The 16,342-nt window shown below is 62.2% G+C and carries 17 protein-coding genes and 1 riboswitch; of the genes, 9 read left to right on the top strand and 8 right to left on the bottom strand.

Annotated features, from left to right (window positions below; genetic code table 11):
* Positions 1 to 19: 19 nt before the first annotated feature.
* Positions 20 to 931: a hypothetical protein gene (locus ATN38_RS27485; protein WP_158171001.1), complete on the bottom strand. Its 912-nt coding sequence runs from the start codon at positions 929 to 931 to the stop codon at positions 20 to 22.
* 224 nt (positions 932 to 1,155) lie between these two features.
* Between ATN38_RS27485 and ATN38_RS27480 the strand changes: the two genes are divergently transcribed.
* Both ATN38_RS27480 and ATN38_RS27475 read left to right on the top strand, forming a co-directional pair.
* Positions 1,156 to 3,843: a LuxR C-terminal-related transcriptional regulator gene (locus ATN38_RS27480; RefSeq protein ID WP_082893266.1), complete on the top strand. Its 2,688-nt coding sequence runs from the start codon at positions 1,156 to 1,158 to the stop codon at positions 3,841 to 3,843.
* Between the two features lie 39 nt (positions 3,844 to 3,882).
* Positions 3,883 to 4,308, top strand: a complete 426-nt coding sequence (locus ATN38_RS27475; protein ID WP_003945905.1) for an HIT family protein — start codon at positions 3,883 to 3,885, stop codon at positions 4,306 to 4,308.
* Here ATN38_RS27475 and ATN38_RS27470 read toward each other — a convergent pair.
* Positions 4,293 to 5,030 (bottom strand): alpha/beta fold hydrolase, encoded by a 738-nt coding sequence (locus tag ATN38_RS27470; RefSeq protein ID WP_042453393.1) that lies wholly within the window; start codon positions 5,028 to 5,030, stop codon positions 4,293 to 4,295. The genes ATN38_RS27475 and ATN38_RS27470 overlap by 16 nt on opposite strands.
* 45 nt (positions 5,031 to 5,075) lie before the next feature.
* On the opposite strand from ATN38_RS27470, the gene mhuD reads away from it, so the two are divergent.
* The 3 genes from mhuD (at position 5,076) to ATN38_RS27455 (ending at position 6,598) form a co-directional block, all read left to right on the top strand.
* Positions 5,076 to 5,384 (top strand): mycobilin-forming heme oxygenase MhuD, encoded by a 309-nt coding sequence (mhuD, locus tag ATN38_RS27465; protein ID WP_007726927.1) that lies wholly within the window; start codon positions 5,076 to 5,078, stop codon positions 5,382 to 5,384.
* 88 nt (positions 5,385 to 5,472) lie between these two features.
* Positions 5,473 to 5,612, top strand: a riboswitch (cobalamin riboswitch).
* Positions 5,613 to 5,636: 24 nt separating this feature from the next.
* A complete protein-coding gene (locus ATN38_RS27460) occupies positions 5,637 to 5,831 on the top strand; it encodes a CbtB domain-containing protein (RefSeq protein ID WP_003945915.1) in 195 nt (64 codons plus the stop codon).
* Positions 5,822 to 6,598, top strand: coding sequence for a CbtA family protein (locus ATN38_RS27455; RefSeq protein ID WP_058039257.1), 777 nt, complete (start codon positions 5,822 to 5,824; stop codon positions 6,596 to 6,598). Before ATN38_RS27460 ends, ATN38_RS27455 begins: the two co-directional genes overlap by 10 nt.
* Positions 6,599 to 6,657: 59 nt before the next feature.
* On the opposite strand, the gene ATN38_RS27450 is transcribed toward ATN38_RS27455, so the two are convergent.
* Positions 6,658 to 8,493 carry an NAD(P)/FAD-dependent oxidoreductase gene (locus tag ATN38_RS27450; protein WP_003945504.1) on the bottom strand — a complete coding sequence of 612 codons (1,836 nt, stop codon included), beginning with the start codon at positions 8,491 to 8,493 and terminating at the stop codon, positions 6,658 to 6,660.
* A gap of 140 nt (positions 8,494 to 8,633) precedes the next feature.
* Positions 8,634 to 9,779, bottom strand: a complete 1,146-nt coding sequence (locus tag ATN38_RS27445) for a hypothetical protein (protein WP_218749081.1) — start codon at positions 9,777 to 9,779, stop codon at positions 8,634 to 8,636.
* A 220-nt stretch (positions 9,780 to 9,999) separates the two neighbouring features.
* Here ATN38_RS27445 and ATN38_RS27440 point away from each other — a divergent pair, with 220 nt between their 5' ends.
* Both ATN38_RS27440 and ATN38_RS27435 read left to right on the top strand, forming a co-directional pair.
* On the top strand, positions 10,000 to 10,779 hold the full coding sequence (locus tag ATN38_RS27440; protein WP_054826788.1) for an acetoin reductase: 780 nt from the start codon (positions 10,000 to 10,002) through the stop codon (positions 10,777 to 10,779).
* Positions 10,780 to 10,856: 77 nt separating this feature from the next.
* Positions 10,857 to 12,125 (top strand): GAF domain-containing protein, encoded by a 1,269-nt coding sequence (locus ATN38_RS27435; protein ID WP_058039317.1) that lies wholly within the window; start codon positions 10,857 to 10,859, stop codon positions 12,123 to 12,125.
* Here ATN38_RS27435 and ATN38_RS27430 read toward each other — a convergent pair.
* The 3 genes from ATN38_RS27430 to ATN38_RS27420 all read right to left on the bottom strand — a co-directional run bounded on the left by ATN38_RS27430 (position 12,104) and on the right by ATN38_RS27420 (position 14,882).
* On the bottom strand, positions 12,104 to 12,748 hold the full coding sequence (locus ATN38_RS27430) for a DsbA family protein (protein ID WP_223304575.1): 645 nt from the start codon (positions 12,746 to 12,748) through the stop codon (positions 12,104 to 12,106). The two genes, ATN38_RS27435 and ATN38_RS27430, sit on opposite strands and share 22 nt — an antisense overlap.
* Before the next feature lie 76 nt (positions 12,749 to 12,824).
* Entirely contained in the window at positions 12,825 to 13,478 is a 654-nt protein-coding gene (locus tag ATN38_RS27425) for a response regulator transcription factor (protein WP_218749079.1), read from the bottom strand.
* Positions 13,479 to 13,526: 48 nt separating this feature from the next.
* Entirely contained in the window at positions 13,527 to 14,882 is a 1,356-nt protein-coding gene (locus ATN38_RS27420) for a sensor histidine kinase (protein ID WP_218749073.1), read from the bottom strand.
* 24 nt (positions 14,883 to 14,906) lie between these two features.
* On the opposite strand from ATN38_RS27420, the gene ATN38_RS27415 reads away from it, so the two are divergent.
* Both ATN38_RS27415 and ATN38_RS27410 read left to right on the top strand, forming a co-directional pair.
* Positions 14,907 to 15,422: a DUF4352 domain-containing protein gene (locus ATN38_RS27415; protein WP_003945701.1), complete on the top strand. Its 516-nt coding sequence runs from the start codon at positions 14,907 to 14,909 to the stop codon at positions 15,420 to 15,422.
* The gene (locus ATN38_RS27410) at positions 15,419 to 15,901 is read left to right on the top strand and encodes a hypothetical protein (RefSeq protein WP_218749072.1); all 483 of its coding nucleotides are present in this window, start codon (positions 15,419 to 15,421) and stop codon (positions 15,899 to 15,901) included. Before ATN38_RS27415 ends, ATN38_RS27410 begins: the two co-directional genes overlap by 4 nt.
* On the opposite strand, the gene ATN38_RS27405 is transcribed toward ATN38_RS27410, so the two are convergent.
* Positions 15,876 to 16,310: an OsmC family protein gene (locus ATN38_RS27405; RefSeq protein WP_007726950.1), complete on the bottom strand. Its 435-nt coding sequence runs from the start codon at positions 16,308 to 16,310 to the stop codon at positions 15,876 to 15,878. The genes ATN38_RS27410 and ATN38_RS27405 overlap by 26 nt on opposite strands.
* Positions 16,311 to 16,342: the final 32 nt, after the last annotated feature.

Here is a 16,342-nt window from a genome sequence, read left to right as displayed (position 1 = left end):
CCATTCCTGCGAAGCTGTATCAGAACGTCAGGCCACCGACCGCCATTGCACCTGGTTCCAGCACCACTTCCACCGGCGCTCGGCCGTCGACCGTGACGCGATACGTCCCCGGTAGCAGTCCGACAAACGAGAAGTGACCCTCGAACGGTTTCACCGTCCGCGCTGTCGCGTGCCCGCATTGATCGACGCCGTCGATCACCACCGCCTCCGAGATGCCCGATGTCACCAGACCTGAGATTCGTCCATCTGCCGAGACAGCAGCCCACTGGCTTCTCTGACCACCAACAGAAATCCCGTACGGATCACACACTCCCGGGGTGGTCGCCACCCGCACCGTGACATCGCCCGACCGCACGCGAACCGCCCCCCGATCTGCGGTGACCAGTGCAGCGATCGGTAGACCGTCGGCGTCTTCCCGCTTTCCCGCAGTCATCGTCGCCGTTCGGGTGAAGTACCGGTCCGCTTCCAGATTGCCTATCAGGCAATGTAATCCGACCTCGTCGATACCCGAGCCGTCTCCGCAGTAATCAGGCACGGACGGCAGAACGAAACCTCGAGGCACCGGAAGTTGCACGACCACGTCGGAGAGCGGGTTGCCCCGGACACCGATGTCGATGACATACGTCACCGGATCACCCTCTCGGACAATGCCGTTGGACGGGCCCGAATCGAGCCCTGGACCGTCAGCGGGATCGAAGGGCGGTGCACCGTCAATCGCCGTCAGCTCGACGGTGAAGGGAGGCACGAACTCTCCCTCGGCCGCCAATCGAAGATCCGACTGCATCGGCAGCAAGCCGAGCGCAGCAGCGCCGACCGCCAGAGCTCCGGTCACGACAACTATGCCGATACCTCGCACTCCTCGGCGCCACGCTCTCGGCCGGAGTCCGACGACAACGGCCTTCGACCGCACCTCTGACAGACGAGTTCTCACGACGCTCCTTCGATGTCTGACTCTCGGGCCTCCGACAGGCGCTCGCGGCCACATTTGGCGAATCCCGAGCTACGTTCAATAGAAGTCGCTCGAGGGACTCGAAAGCCAATGGTGACGGCGTGATTGTGTGGGTGAACTTCTCTCAGCCGGGGTGAATTCCCGGGTGAATTGCCCGGGATGGCACGCTCTGGATTCGCACCAGCTACGCTCCTCCCTGTAGATAGATGGATCGAGACAATCCGCCCAAACTCTTCAATCATTGCGGGGCGCGAAAGCAGAAAGGGTCCGCGTTGATGTTCGGGATGGACGGCCACGACTGGGCAGCTATTCCCGAAAGGCGCACCCTCGCGACGTCGATTCCCCGGCAAGCGCTCTTCGACAAACTTGACCGACGTGCCGCGCTGACCATCGTCCGTGCACCGAACGGCCACGGGAAATCGTCGTTGATCGCATCGTGGCTGCGCGCCCATTTGGCATCCGAACGAATACTCGTCTGGGTCTCGGCCCCACGGCCCTCGTCGACACTCGAAGATTTCTGGGCCGTTGTCCTCGATCGAATCCACGCTGCCGGAATCGCACTGCCCGACGTCGACGATCTCGCCGATCCTTTCACCGCTGTCGCCAAATCCCTGAACGCCCTCAGCCGCCCCGTGCTGCTCGTGCTGATCAGGCCGGATCTGATATCGGAACCAGAGTTGGACGATCAGTTGATCGAACTCCTCGCCCTCTGTCACAACCTGGACCTCGTGGTCACGCTCTCGGGCTTCGGCATGTTCTCCGAGCCGTACCTGCTCGACACCGACCACGAGGTGATAAGCGCGAGTGAGCTGTTGTTCACGAGAGCCGATACCGCCCATTTGCTCGCACAAGCTGACGTACACACGACTGACGGTGATGCCGAACAAATCACATCCCTGACAGGTGGGCTGCCAGCGCTGGTTCGTGTCGCCGTTCCCGCCGTCCAGACATCGGGTAGCCGCAACCGCGAGCAGATGATCAGGAAGAACATCGCGCAGGCGATCGACGACTACGTGAACAAATCCGTTCTCATGACCGCTGATCATGTGGAACAACTCGAGTTCCTGCTCGCGACGGCCTTTGCGCGATCGATCACCGTCGACATCGCCGCCATGCTGTTCGAGTCCCAACACCCTGAGGATGGCGAGACCGTTCATCAGATTCGCGTGCGCCTGGCGATACTGGAGACAGCCGGGTTGTTGTCACGGGTCGAGACCGAAGCCGAAGAAACCTGGGAGCTGCCTCCCGCCATTCGTCGATCGATACTCGCGCACCAAAAGCGCGCTGGAGTCGATCCGGCGCAACGTCTTTCGTTCCTCGCACACAACCGACTCGACCACGGTCATCACGCGTCGGCGCTGGACTACGCGGTCGAGGCACAGAACTGGACCCTGGCAGTAGACATCGTCGAGCAACACTGGGTGACGATGATCGTCCACAATCTGGACTCGGTTCGCTCTGCTCTCCAACGGATTCCGGCGGAAGCTGCGGACAAACACTCTGCCGTGGAGGCGGGGCGCGCACTGTTCACGATGCATCCGAGCGAGCGCTCGACGGTAGTCGACTTGCTACCCGAATCGCCGGCAGAACTGTGGGCTCTCGGCGCTGAAGCCGGCGCGAAGGACGCCTTGAGCATTGCCTGCGTTCAATCGATCATGCTCAGGATGGCAGGCGAGTACGGGCTCGCAGCAGAAACCACCAGGCGCCTGTCTCATCTCAGTCGCAGTGCGCTGGAGAACAACCCGGAAGCGGTCAGCGCACAGCTCCCTCTCATGCGACTTCAATGGGCGATCAATTTTCAATTGAGCGGCAGGTTCACAGAATCCACGATCAAGGCTCGAATGGCGTACCACGGCGCCCTGTCTCATGGAGTCGACTTCATCGCTCGTAACTCTGCGGGAAGTGCCGCCCTGAATTGGGCGCTGGCTGGTGAGCCGCGGCAGGCCACACACTGGTCCGAACTCGAACAGAAGCATCCGGACCCCGGCGGTTGGCTCGAACCTGTGGTCAAGATCGCCGGCCTGACAGCACGGGCGCTCACTGCTCTCGACACACTCGACTTCGACGACGCACGTCTCGCATTGACCGAACTCGGTCTTCCGTCCGACACCGAGGAACTGTGGGCATTCGTCGTCTATGCGCATTGCCAATTCGCCTTGACCTCCGGCGACCACACTGCGGCACTACTGTTGCTCCACAATGCGATCGAAGCACATTCCAAGCAGTACACGGCTACATCTTTCGCGCTTCCTCTGTTGCAATCCGCAGAGATCGATCTCTTGCTCGCTCTCGGACAGGGGAACAATGCCGTAGCACTGGCCAAGGAGATCATCGATCCTGCAGCCAACCCGTGGACGCTCACGTCGGTGGCGCGTTTACGTCAGCGGATCGGCCAGAACGAGGCCGCGGTGGCGCTGTGTCACCAGTTCGACTGGTCTGGCGTATCCTATCCGCGGGCACAGATGGAATCGCTTCTGGTGCAAGCGGTTGCACACTCCGAGCTGGGTGAGCCACGCCTCGCCTCTCAGGAGTGGTCCAGAGCGTGCAGCATCGCGGATCAGACCGGACTTCTACGTTCGTTCGCGACCATCGCATCGTCGGACGTCGAGAAACTCGAATCGATGGCCGAAACGAAATCGCGTGCACTCGCCGAATTCTCGAAAAGGGCTCCTGCGGAATCTTTTCCGGAATTCGTACATATCGTGGAGCTGACCGAACGCGAACAGAAAGTCCTCTCACTCCTGGCGCTCGGCATGGGGTCGGCTGCGATGGCCGACAAACTGTACGTGTCCGTCAACACCGTCAAGACTCAACTGCGCACTCTCTACAAGAAGCTCGACGTACACAATCGAAACGAAGCGATCACGAGGGCACGCCAACTGCGCTTGCTGTAGTCCGGGGTCGGATCTGATTTCGGACTACATTCTGTAGGCATGAGCACCGATTCCTGCGTCTTCTGCAAGATCGTCGCGCTGACCGAGCCGGCGATTCTCGTTCACGAGAGCGAGACAACTCTCGCATTCCTCGATGCACGGCCGGTGAGTCGCGGACACACCCTGGTGGTCCCCAAGCGTCATGCAGAGAACCTCGATGCTCTCGAAAGTCACGAAGGCGCAGAGATGTTCCGCGTCGGCACGCTCATCGCCGGAGCTCTACGCCGCTGCGACATCGCCGCTGACGGAGTCAACTTTCTCGTCAACGACGGGCGTGCCGCGGGCCAAACCGTGTTCCACTCGCACCTGCACGTCGTCCCCCGCCATCGCGGCGACAAGGCGAAGTTCGCTGCTGGACTCCTCGCCAGGCGAGCCGTCGAGCTGGAGCAGGTGGGCGCGTCGATCCGAAGTCAGCTCACGGTCTGAAGGAATTCCGTCACCACTTCGCGATAGCGCTGCGGTTGATCGTCGTGGACCAGGTGGCCTGCATCGGCAATACGTACGTACCGAGTTCCCGGCCTCTCGGCCATCTCTCGCATCTGTCCCTCGGGGGTGATGGTGAACTCTCCCTCGATCAGCAAGGTCGGCACCTCGATCGCCTTCCACTGATCCCAGAAATGCCTCGTGCCCCACTCCTCCGAGATGTCGCGGAAGGTCGACACGTCGCCGTGCAGGTACCACCCGTCGTCGCGGCGGTCGAAAGAATCGAGAAAGTACTGGCCGGCGACGGGGCCGAAGAATTCCTTCATCGCCTCCTCGGAAGCAAACGGCTGCGGCCACGCCGAGATCATCTGCGCCCAGTCCGCAGCGGTGCGTCCACGAAAGTCCGGGGCCATGTCTTCGAGGACCAGCGCACAAACCTTTTCGGGATGCGCGGCGGCGAAGCACCACGCATGCAGAGCCCCCATCGAATGACCGATCACGATCATCGGCTCCTCGATGGACGCAACCGCCGATGTCAGGTCCTCGACGAATGCCTCGGTAGTCAGTGCCGCTGGCGCCGGCCTGCCGTGACCGGCAGCGTCGAAGGTGTAGACGTGGCCGAACTCGCGGATCCACGGCACCTGGCGTCGCCACGTTCGGGAGCTGCCCATGAGGCCGTGCAACAACAGAATCGGTTGTCCCGTTCCACCTTCGTCATGCAACACGAGTGTCACGGTACGCGGTGAAGGTGCGCGGGTAATGTCGCTTGCATGGCAGTCGTGAAGATCAATGCAATCGAGGTCCCCGAGGGCGCCGGCCCCGAACTGGAGAAGCGCTTCGCAGCACGCGCTCACGCAGTCGAGAACTCCCCGGGCTTTCTCGGATTCCAACTCCTCCGCCCCACCGCCGGTGAGAGCCGCTACTTCGTGGTGACTCAGTGGGAGTCCGAGCAGGCGTTCGCCGATTGGCGTGACGGCCCCGCCCGTGAAGCCCATTCCGGCGAGCGCGCGAAGCCCGTCGCTTCGGGTGCGTCGTTGCTCGAATTCGAAGTTGTCCTGGACGTCGCCGCAAAGAGCTGATCTCGAGCGATTGTGCCTGCCTTGGCGGGCACAATCGACGGTCATCTCGGCTTCACGCGTTGACACGGTGCGGGCTGTAGTGCAAAAGTTCGCATGTAAACGCGATGGTCCGACAGGAATCCGGTGAAAGCCCGGAGCGGTCGCGCCACTGTAATTCGAGGTGAAGTGCCTTTTTCGGCACGACAATTTCGACAGCCAGACACTTCGGCCATCGCATGGACCTAGGGGACGCGAAAATCCCAGGAGGCTTCGATGGCTCTCGCCTATTCTCCCGATACGTCGATCGATTCGACTCGTCTTGCTTTCCTCGCCGCTGCAGTAGTTCTGTTCGCGATGCTGGCTCTCTACCTGGTCGGATTCGACCAGGGCGCTATCTCTCGCACCGGCATGTACATGCATGAATTGATGCACGACGGTCGACACTTGATGGGCCTGCCGTGCCACTAGTCGACAATTTCACGAAGCTTCTCATTCGTGGTTTGTTGGCTGGTCTGATCGCAGGCATCCTTGCCGGCGGAGTTGCATTCGTGCTGGGTGAACCGCACGTCAACGCTGCCATTGCGATCGAAGAAGCCAACACCGCCACCGGTGAGGTTTCCGGCGAAGCCGCTGGGCATTCGCACGGTGACGAAGAAGAACCACTGGTGAGCCGCGACGGACAGCGCGCCGGGCTGTTCCTGGCCACGGCGCTTGCCGGACTGGCACTCGGGGCGATCTTCTCGGTCGTTGCCAATTACGCTCGACGACTCACCGGAATGTCCGGGCCGTTGTTGGCGATCACCATCGCCGTCGGTGGTTGGCTGGCTATCGAGGCTGTCCCCTTTTTCAAGTACCCGGCCAATCCGCCGGCCGTCGGAGATCCCGACACCATCAACCAGCGCACACTGCTGTGGCTGGCCGCCGTGATTCTCGGGCTGCTGTCCGTCACCGCGGCAGCAGCGGCGGCAAAGGCAGTTTCCGGGCACGAGTTCCTCAGCGTGCGCATCGCTGCTCCGGTGGCTGCGTTCCTGGTGATCGCCACGATCGGTTACGTCTCGCTTCCCGGCATCAACGAGGTGGGCGAGGACTTCCCGGCAACTCTGCTGTGGGAGTTCCGACTTTCCTCGCTCGCTACGCAGGCGACGCTCTGGCTCGTACTCGGGTTGGCATTCGCCTTCCTTACCGAGCGCGCGACCAAGAACACCGAAGTAGCAAAGAAGTACGCCCTTCGCTGAACCTGCTGTGCGCCTTTATTAACCTCCCGCGGTTAATAAAGGCGCACAGCAGTTCTTTTTCAGCTCAGATGATGCACTTCTTGCAGTCCGTACACCGGTGTCGGGATGCCCTCGTAACGCGCCTTCAATTGCAACGCCAAGTACAGCGAGTAGTGGCGCGACTGGTGCAGATTGCCTCCGTGGAACCACAGCGCTTCCTGCTGCGTCGGCTTCCACATGTTGCGCTGCTCGCCTTCCCACGGTCCCGGATCCTTGGTGGTGTTCGACCCCAGGCCCCACACCTTGCCGACCTTGTCGGCGGTGTCCTGACCGATCAGATCCGCCACCCAGCCGTTCATCGAGCCGTAGCCGGTCGCGTAGACCACCACGTCGGCAGGCAATTCCGTACCGTCTTCGAGAATCACGCTGTTCTCGGTCAGCTCACGAACATTGCCGTGCGCGAGCTTGATGTCTCCATTGGCAACCAGTTCGGCAGCGCCGACATCGATGTAGTAGCCCGAGCCACGGCGTAGGTACTTCATGAACAGGCCCGAACCGTCGTCGCCCCAGTCGTGCTCGAAGCCCGCCTTCTCGAGGCGATCGTAGAAATCCTTGTCGCGCTCACGGATTGCGTCGTACACCGGGATCTGGAACTCGTGCATGATCCGGTACGGCAGCGAACCGAACGTGAGGTCCGCCTTGTGTGTCGTCATGCCGGCGGCCAGTGCTCGCTCCGAGTACAGATCGCCCAAGCCCAAATCCATCAGCGAATCCGACTTCACGATGTGCGTCGAGCTGCGCTGCACCATCGTGACGTCGATACCGTTCTCCCACAGTGCGCCGCAGATGTCGTGCGAGGAGTTGTTGGCCCCGATCACGACGACCTTCTTGCCCACGTACTGATCCGGGCCGGGGTGCTTGCTCGAGTGGTGCTGATCGCCGAGGAACTTGTCCTGCCCGGGGAACGTCGGAACGTTGGCCTTGCCGGACATACCCGTCGCCATCACCAACTGCTTGGGACGCAACGTCAGCTTCTCGCCGTTGCGGTTGACCTCGACGGTCCATTCCTGGGTCTTCTCGTCGAACGACGCAGAGGTGCAGGTCGTGGAACTCCAGTACGGAACCTCCATGACCTTGGTGTACATCTCGAGCCAGTCGCCGATCTTGTCCTTGGGCGCGAACACCGGCCAGTTGTCGGGGAACGGCATGTATGGCAGGTGGTCGTACCAAACCGGATCGTGCAGGCACAGGGACTTGTAGCGTCCGCGCCACTGATCGCCGGGTCGCTCGTGGCTGTCGATCACGATGGCCGGTACTCCGAGCTGACGCATCCGGGCGCCGAGCGCGATGCCGCCCTGGCCGCCGCCGACGATCACGACGTAAGGCTGTGTGGTGTAACCGAGTTCGCGGTCTTCGATCTCCTTCTGCTCGGCCCACGTGATGCGGTTCGGGTCTGCCCCATGCTTGGCGCCGCGCGGACGACGAGTGCCCTTACCTTCTTCGTACCCCTTCAACTCCTGCAGCGACGTCAGCAGGGTCCAACCTTCATCTCCCTTCAAACGAAGGTGTCCGTGCGCGCGACCGGTTGCAGTCTCGAACTCGATCCAGGCTGACGTGACGCCGTCGGCTTCGTCGGGTGTCTCGGTGGTCCGGAATCCCGAAGGATCGGTGTCGTCGAGACGCTCGGAGAGCATGTCGGCAATCTGCTCGCGACCTTCGACGGTCTTGATGTTCCAGGTGAACGACACCAAGTCGCGCCAGAAGCTGTCGAGTGCAAATTTGCCTGCCACACGCTCGATGTCACGAGCCGCGAGGGCCGACTCGAAATCCGCCAGCCAGGCGTCGACGCGCTCCTGAGGTGTCACCGCCGTCAACTTCACCTCGGGGGTGACTGCGGAATCGATGGTTTGCGTCATCACTTCTCCTTGTTTGTGAATGTGACACACAGCACATCCCATAAGTGGCCCCGGTCACAAGCGTTGCAGTCTGTTGCAATCAGTGGACGCGGTGCCGGCGTCCGACACCGGTTGCCCGCACCGATGTGCGGGCAACCGACTCACCCCTCAGCAGGCGTGAATTTGCCGAGTCCCAGCGACTGAAATCCCACGACGTAGAACAACGTCCACAACACGGCCCAATCCACGAAACCCAGTGCATTGCCGTGTAATCCGTCGACAACTGCCGGCTCGTGAAGAATGTGCTCTGCTGCAAAGCGGTAATAGAACAAGAATGTGACCACCGCGAGCACAAACGTGAGCAGCGCGCGGATCGCCAGGTTGACCCCGTCCGCAAAGCCCGTGGGTTTGTTACCGAAGGCGTTGGCCCAGAAGATCATCCAGAAGGCCCAGCACACACCGAGCTGCGCCGGGAACTGATGGACCACACCACCCAACTCGGCAACGGCATCGCTTCCCACCAACACCTTCACGACCGGAAGTGCCACGAAGTACAAGCCGGTTCCGACGGCGAAGTTACCGATCGTGGCTGCGAGCGCCGTCTTACCGCCGCCGCCGAACAGTCGCCACGGCCAGTTGTCGAGCGTCTGGCCAGTCAGGATCACGACCACCACGACGCAGTAGAACCACCCGAGTACGGTGTCGACGGTCATCAACGGATCGGTGGCGGACAGCGACACGGACGGCAGACCGAACACGAAGTACAGCGCCAGCGTCGGAACGGCGACAAACGCGATCTCACACAAACCCACCAACGGCTGCTTCATCCCTAGGGAAGTCCACGGCCAATGCTGCCAGTTCAGGACCACCATCACCCAGGTCCCGAAGCCGAAGAGCACGAACAGCGCACCCGCGAAATATCCGAGGCCGCCCTCACGATCGGCCGCGAAATCCGGGTACAAACTCCCCAAGCCGTTTGCCAGGAGCCACGTCACCACGACGGCGAAGACCGCGGTCGCGACCATGATCGCCAGGCCTTTCGCCGGCTGCGGGAGTCGGTCGAAGCCGGCGAACTCGCAATTGAAGCCGATGAACACCACAAAAAGGATTGCCCAGAAAAGCGCCGCGTTGAACGGCAGAGGATAGAAACTCCAGGGACTGGTGGTCGGATCGGCGAGCAGGTACCAACTCGCAACCGCCAGCACGAGAACGATCACGAGGTTCGCGATCCCGAACCCGATCCAGCGGCGTGACGGTTGTCGGCTCGGCGTGGCCGGTTCCGTGGGTGTGTCGACTGTAGCGGTCATGTTCCCTCTCCCAGATTGTCTCGCAAGATGATTCGCGAAGTGGTTGCGCAACTATGGAGCCGTCGCGCGGGACATCGGGAGGGTTGCCGAGGGTTGCAACCGCTGCCCCATTCTGCGGAATTGCAACACAGTGCAACCCTTCCGCATTGTGGTCGCCGTCACATACAAATCACTCACCGGTTCCCAGGCAACCGGTTCACTGCTTACGAGGAGAAACTGCATGAGCATCACGGGCAAGGTAGTACTGGTCACCGGCGCCGGCCAAGGCATCGGACGCGGAATCGCTCTCCGCCTCGCCCACGACGGCGCCGACATCGCGTTGGTCGACCTCGACCAAACCAAGCTGGATGCGGTTGCCGACGAGATCAGACAGATCGGCCGTCGTGCAACGACGTTTGTCGCCGACGTCAGCGATCGCGCGCGGGTTCACGCAGCCGTCGAACATGCACACCAGGAATTGGGCGGATTCGACGTCATCGTCAACAACGCGGGAATCGCTCTCGTCGGCCCGATCTCCGACGCGACGCCGGAAGAGGTCTCCAAGATCTGGAGCGTCAACGTCGACGGCGTCCTGTGGGGAATTCAAGCTGCAGCAGCAAAGTTCCAAGCTCTGGGTCAGCGCGGAAAGATCATCAACGCGTCGTCCATCGCCGGCCACGACGGGTTCGCCATGTTAGGTGTTTACAGCGCAACAAAATTCGCGGTCAGGGCCCTCACTCAGGCTGCAGCCAAGGAATACGCGTCCGACGGAATCACCGTCAACGCGTACTGCCCCGGCGTCGTGGGCACCGACATGTGGGTGACGATCGACAAGAGGTTCGCCGAATTGACCGGTGCACCAGAGGGCGCCACGTACGAGAAGTTCGTCGGCGGAATTGCGCTGGGTCGAGCTGAAACCCCCGACGATGTCGCCGGTTTCGTCTCGTACCTTGCCGGGCCCGATTCCGACTACATGACCGGTCAGGCCGGTCTCATCGACGGCGGCCTCGTCTACCGCTGACCGCGGTGTCTTCACTGAAAGCGGTGTCTTCACTGAAAGCGGTGTCTTCGCTGAAAAAGCGGTTGCCCGAGCCTGCGATGCCGCCCGGCGAGGATCCTCGCGACTACGCGAGGACCCTCGCCGCGGTGTACGACGCGACGATGGCCGGAGACCGCGCACCGGCCCGCCCAAGGGACGTGGTCCGCCAATCGTGGCAACGCCTGCGCGAGTTAGGTATCGACCCCGAACACAACCGGGTCGAACCGTCCATGGACGTCGCCGAACTCGATCTCCGTCGTCGTGAGTCCGGACTGTACGACGTGCTCGACGACGTGACGCGTGGACTCGAATCGGTCACCGCGAGCGGTGAGAACATCATGGTCGTCGCAGATCTTCGCGGAACTGTTCTGTGGCGCAGCGGGTCCCATCGTGTACTGGACCAAGCTGCGCGTCTGGGATTTGTCGAGGGTGCGAACTGGGCCGAGGACAGCGTCGGCACCAACGCCATCGGAACGGCATTGGTGTCACGACAGGCGGTTCAGATCTTCTCGGCGGAACACTATGCGCGCAGCCATCATCCGTGGACCTGCGCGGGGGCACCCATCCGCGATCCGCGGGACGACCGTGTCATCGGCGTCGTCGACATCAGTGGTCCCGCCAAGACCGTCCACCCCACCACACTCGCTCTGGTCGACGCCGTCGCACGCCTCGCGCAATCACACCTACGCGACAAGCATCGGGACAATCTCGATCAATTGCGTTCTGTTGCAGGGCCGATGCTTGCACGAAGCGGATCACCGGCATTGGTGATCGATACTCATGGCTGGGTAGCGGCGGTCGATGCGCTACCTCATCGCTCGCGCGTGCTGCTCCCCGCGGCTTTGGCTCCCGGCAGGACGTGGTTCCCCGCTTTGGGTCTGTGCGAACTGGATCCACTTCCCGGCGGGTGGGTGGTCCGGCCGATCGTCACCGGCGAGAAAATCAGTGCGCCCACGGTGCATATCGATCTGCGCGATTCCGAGAACATGTCGGTGACCGTCACGTCGGGGTTGGGCGAATGGGCCTACTCCCCGACCCAGCGGCATGCGGAGATTCTGTTTCTCCTCGGATCCGAGAGGCGTGGACTGACCGCATCGCGGTTGGCGCAGGATCTTTTCGGTGACCCGGCCCGCACGGTGACCGCGCGGGCCGAGATGTCGCGTCTGCGCAAGAACCTTGCCGGAGTTGTTGCAGCGCAGCCGTACCGGTTCGTCGATGCAGCGCACGTCACGCTTTCCTGCCCCGACGACGGTGCACATCTGTTGCCGTTCTCGAACGCCCCGGCAGTTCGTGCCGCTCGCCTTACTCAGGCCGGTTCGGAGGCCTGAGTAAGCAACTGCAGAAACACCTCTTCGGGCTGAGCGCCGGATACTGCGACCGCACGGTTGGCGACAAAGAACGGAACGCCGCTGACCTGCAGTTGGCGGGCCATGGACAGATCTTCGCGAACAGCCTCGGCTGCGGCATCGGAGCCCAGTTGCTCGCGCACGACGTCGGCGTCGAGGCCGACGCTCACGGCCAGCTCGACCAGCACCTCACGGTCGTCGATCACCTTGCCGTCGCTGAAGTGCGCTTTGAACAGCGCTTCGAGGAGTTCGTTCTGCCGCTCACCAGCGAGATGCAGCAACCTGTGCGCATCAAAGGTGTTGGCGGCGATCACGGTGTCGAAGTCCAAGGTCAAGCCGACCTCGGCTGCCGTCGCGCTGACGTGGGCGAACATCTGACGTACCTGATCAGGCGCCATCCCCTTCATCTCGACCAAGGCGTCGAGTTCGGTTCGGCCCTCTCCCACCGGGGTCTCCGGAGCGAGCTGGTACGAGCGCCAGATGACGTTGACGCGGTCCTTGTTCTCGAAACGATCCAGCGCCGAAAGGAACCTGGTCTTTCCGATGTAGCACCACGGACAAGCGACGTCAGACCACACTTCGATGGTCACGTCTTGGTCAATCACGATTTGATCAGTCACCGAAGGTGCAACAACGAACAGGGCCGGGATTAGTCCCGGCTCGCGTCACGAGGTCACAGAATCACGTGACCAGACCACACCGGAACGCGATCAACGACGCACTCACCCGGTTGGGCACACCGAGCTTGGCGAACAACGAGGAGATATGCGTCTTGACGGTGGTCTCACCGAGGTACAGTCGCTCCGCGATGACGCTGTTGGCCGCGCCTGTCGCCAGGATTGTCAGCACTTCGCGCTCACGCTCGGTGAGCGAAGCGAGGGGAGTCAGGTCGGGTGTTTGCCGACGCGGCGCCGAGGCCACGATGGCACGTAGAGAATCGGAGCTGAACAACGAGTGATCCGACGCCACCACCCGTACTGCCTGCTGGAACGCCTGTGGGGCCGCGTCCTTGCTCAGGAAACTGTGCGCGCCCGCCTCGACCGCTTGCACGACCATGTCGTCGACGTCGAAGGCGGTCATCGCGATGACCTTCGGCGGATTGCTCATGGTCATCAACTCTCGGGTGGCCTCCAAGCCACCGACCCGTGCCATCTTCAGATCCATCAGCACCACGTGCGGACGAAACCGAGTGACTTTGGCTGCGACCTGATCGCCGTCCTCGGCCTCGGCAACCACCACGATGTCCGGCGCTGCTTCCAGGATGTCCTTCATTCCGCGCCGAACCCAGGCGTCGTTGTCGACGATCAAAACTGTGATGCGCGAGTCAGCGTCCATAGTGCGCTCAGATTACCCAGAGCCCCCGACAGTCGGAGGGTGGGAGGGTTACGACGACCAGGGCACCCAGCAACTGACGAGGAAATCGTCCCCCAGCGCGCCTGCCTCCACCTTGCCGCCGATTTCTCTTGCCTGTTCGGCCAACCCGCGTAAGCCGGACCGCGAACCGATCGACGTCATGGGTGCAAGCTCGCTCAGCTTGTTGCGTGCGAGGATACGAATTCCGTCGTGCGGCGACCCGGTCACCGAAACGACGAGCATCTGGTCGCTCGCGTACTTCTGGACGTTGGTCAACGATTCCTGAACGACGCGATAACAGACGTGCCCCGCCAGCATTCCGACATCACCCGGGAGCAACTCCGATTCGAGACGGCAGTGAATGCCCGCGGCGCGTGCACCGTTGACCAGATCGCCGATCGCGTCGATCCCCTGGTGCCCGCCGTGTTCGCGGCGATCACCGCTTCCCCTGAGCACTCCGACGATTCCCTTCAATTCGTCCAAAGCCTCGTGCGCGGTGGTTCTGATCATCGCAGCGGTGTTGACGACCTTCTCGGGATTGTCTGCCGCGCTGACCTGTAACCCACCGGCGAACAACGAAATCCGGCTCAGACTGGCCGCGATCGTGTCGTGCATGTCGCGCGCGATCCGCGTTCGTTCCTCGGTGCGAATCATCTCGTCGCGCATCACGTCTGTTTTCTCGGTGGCAAGATCCCGTACGTGCTCTGCCTCGACGAGTTCGGTTCTGGTCCGAATCAGGAGCGAGAGCGCCACGACGATGCCGACCATGACGGCTGCGACGAGCCACGGGATCCAGATGGCGACATCGTATTGAACAACCGCCGAACCGTCCTTGGGTTTCATCGTTCCCATCGTGAGAACGGAGTACTCACGATTGCGAAAAGCGTCGTAGGTCAACGAAATTCCGCACGCGACGAAGACAGCTGCCGCAGCGGCAGCAAGCCGAGGCCCACGCGCGATCCGAGCAACGGCGAACAATGCGATGAGCGCCGCCGTCGCATCGGTGGGGAAGAACAACGGGCCGACCAGCGTGATCGCCAGAACCACCCAGGGATACTGATGGCGCCACACAAGCGATATCCCACCGGCCACGCCCAGGACGAACCCGATACCGACCAATACCGGTGGCATATTTCCCGACGCGCCTGCGATGCCCACCGTCATGAAGGAACAGAAAAGGCTGAACGCGACAGCGGCGGTAGTCCATACGCGTCGTCGCACAACGGTTCCTTTGGTGGTGATCACCGAGCAAGCGTATCCACCGCCACCGACGCCTCGAATCAGCCGAACGGGTGGACGAACCGCCAGGCTCCGACCGAAAGGATGAGGCGGACCGATCTTTCGACCGAAGCGGTGAGCAGTCCTCACATCGTTGACTTGTGCCATACCAACTCTCGAAAGGCGCACATCATGCGATCACTCCGCACTCCCCTCGCCCTCCTCGCCGTCGGCGCAGCCCTGTTCGCAACCATCGCCTCGGGCGAGACCGACGAAGCGAAGAAGGTCGACGACAACGGTTCTTCCGCCGCACCTGCGGCCGCCTTCGGAATCGGTGACGTCGTCGAACTGGGCGACTGGCGCGTCCAGGTACACGGCGTCGTCGATCCCTACGTCTCGACCAATCAGTTCATCACCGCTGATCCCGGAAACCGCTACGTCGTGGTCGACACCGAGGTCACCAACAACAGTGACAAGCCGTCGACGGTCTCGTCGATGATGTGCTTCGAACTGCAGGACTCGGCAAACAAGTCGTACAACATCACGTTCACCGACAGCAGCACGTCGAGTGTCGACGGAGAGCTCGCGCCGGGCGCTGCCAAACGAGGCGAATTGGCGTACGAGGTCCCCGAAGCCGCCACCGGTCTGCGCCTTCAGTTCAAGTGCGATCTGTTCTCGTCCGGCTCGGCAACCATCAACCTGTCGTGAATCGTCCGGGCGATCTGCTGCTGAATCCGTGGGCACTGGTCTCGGTGGCCGTCATCTTGATCAACGACCACGTACTCAAAGGGGCATTCGGGAACACGATGACGGGCAAGCTGTCCGACGTCGCCGGTGTGTTCCTGCTTCCCCTGCTTCTGCTCTCGGTTCTCGAGGTGCTCAGGCGAAGTCTGGTGGGGCGAGCAGCGATCGCCTGGTCCATCGCGGTCACGGGGATCGGCTTCGTCGCCGTGAAGGTGATACCGCCGATCGGCGACGCATACGAGTGGGTGATCGGGTTTCTCCGCCTGACCGCAGGAGGATTCCGCGGAGATCTCTTGCCGATCCTGGTCTATCGCGATCCCTCGGACCTGTGGGTGCTCCCGATCCTGTTCGCGAGCTACCTGGTCGTCACACACAACCGCACTCGGGCGCCGGAGGGGGCGCCCGAGCGCGAGATGATCAGTCCAGGGCCGCATCCAACGTGATGTCGACGCCGGTCAGTGCCTTGCTGACCGGGCATGTTTCCTTGGCCGCCTGGGCAACCTTGGCAAAACCGTCGGCGTCGAGGCCGTCGACCTCGGCGCGAACGGTGAGCTTGATTCCGGTGAGCTTGAATCCGACCGTGTCGGGGCCGAGTGACACGTCCGCGGTGATGTCGAGGCTCTGCGGGGTCCCGCCGGCCTCGGCGATCAGGGCCGACAATTGCATCGCATAGCAGGACGAATGCGCCGCGGCGATGAGTTCCTCGGGGCTGGTGGTTCCGCCGGCCTCCTCAGCTGCGCGCTTGGGGAACGACACGTCGAAGGTGGCGACGCCCGAGCTGGTGAGTTCCACCTGTCCCGATCCGGCCTCGAGGGTGCCGTTCCAGGCGGTGCGTGCGGTACGAGTTGGCATTGCTGTCCCTACTTCCGTCTTCACATGATTCG

The organism is Rhodococcus sp. FH8 (assembly GCF_019266085.1).
GTDB lineage: Bacteria > Actinomycetota > Actinomycetes > Mycobacteriales > Mycobacteriaceae > Rhodococcus_F > Rhodococcus_F qingshengii.
The sequence above is the reverse complement of the archived record's forward strand: the minus strand, read 5'-3'. Positions and strand labels throughout refer to the sequence as shown.

Bases quoted from the DNA above. Each gene is read 5' to 3' on its own strand.
- ATN38_RS27445 (WP_218749081.1), bottom strand. From the start codon at position 9,779: ATGACCGCTACAGTCGACACACCCACGGAACCGGCCACGCCGAGCCGA.
- ATN38_RS27460 (WP_003945915.1), top strand. From the start codon at position 5,637: ATGGCTCTCGCCTATTCTCCCGATACGTCGATCGATTCGACTCGTCTT.
- ATN38_RS27475 (WP_003945905.1), top strand. From the start codon at position 3,883: ATGAGCACCGATTCCTGCGTCTTCTGCAAGATCGTCGCGCTGACCGAG.
- ATN38_RS27440 (WP_054826788.1), top strand. From the start codon at position 10,000: ATGAGCATCACGGGCAAGGTAGTACTGGTCACCGGCGCCGGCCAAGGC.
- ATN38_RS27425 (WP_218749079.1), bottom strand. From the start codon at position 13,478: ATGGACGCTGACTCGCGCATCACAGTTTTGATCGTCGACAACGACGCC.
- ATN38_RS27480 (WP_082893266.1), top strand. From the start codon at position 1,156: ATGGATCGAGACAATCCGCCCAAACTCTTCAATCATTGCGGGGCGCGA.
- ATN38_RS27405 (WP_007726950.1), bottom strand. From the start codon at position 16,310: ATGCCAACTCGTACCGCACGCACCGCCTGGAACGGCACCCTCGAGGCC.
- ATN38_RS27415 (WP_003945701.1), top strand. From the start codon at position 14,907: ATGCGATCACTCCGCACTCCCCTCGCCCTCCTCGCCGTCGGCGCAGCC.
- ATN38_RS27450 (WP_003945504.1), bottom strand. From the start codon at position 8,493: ATGACGCAAACCATCGATTCCGCAGTCACCCCCGAGGTGAAGTTGACG.
- ATN38_RS27420 (WP_218749073.1), bottom strand. From the start codon at position 14,882: ATGGCACAAGTCAACGATGTGAGGACTGCTCACCGCTTCGGTCGAAAG.
- mhuD (WP_007726927.1), top strand. From the start codon at position 5,076: ATGGCAGTCGTGAAGATCAATGCAATCGAGGTCCCCGAGGGCGCCGGC.
- ATN38_RS27435 (WP_058039317.1), top strand. From the start codon at position 10,857: ATGCCGCCCGGCGAGGATCCTCGCGACTACGCGAGGACCCTCGCCGCG.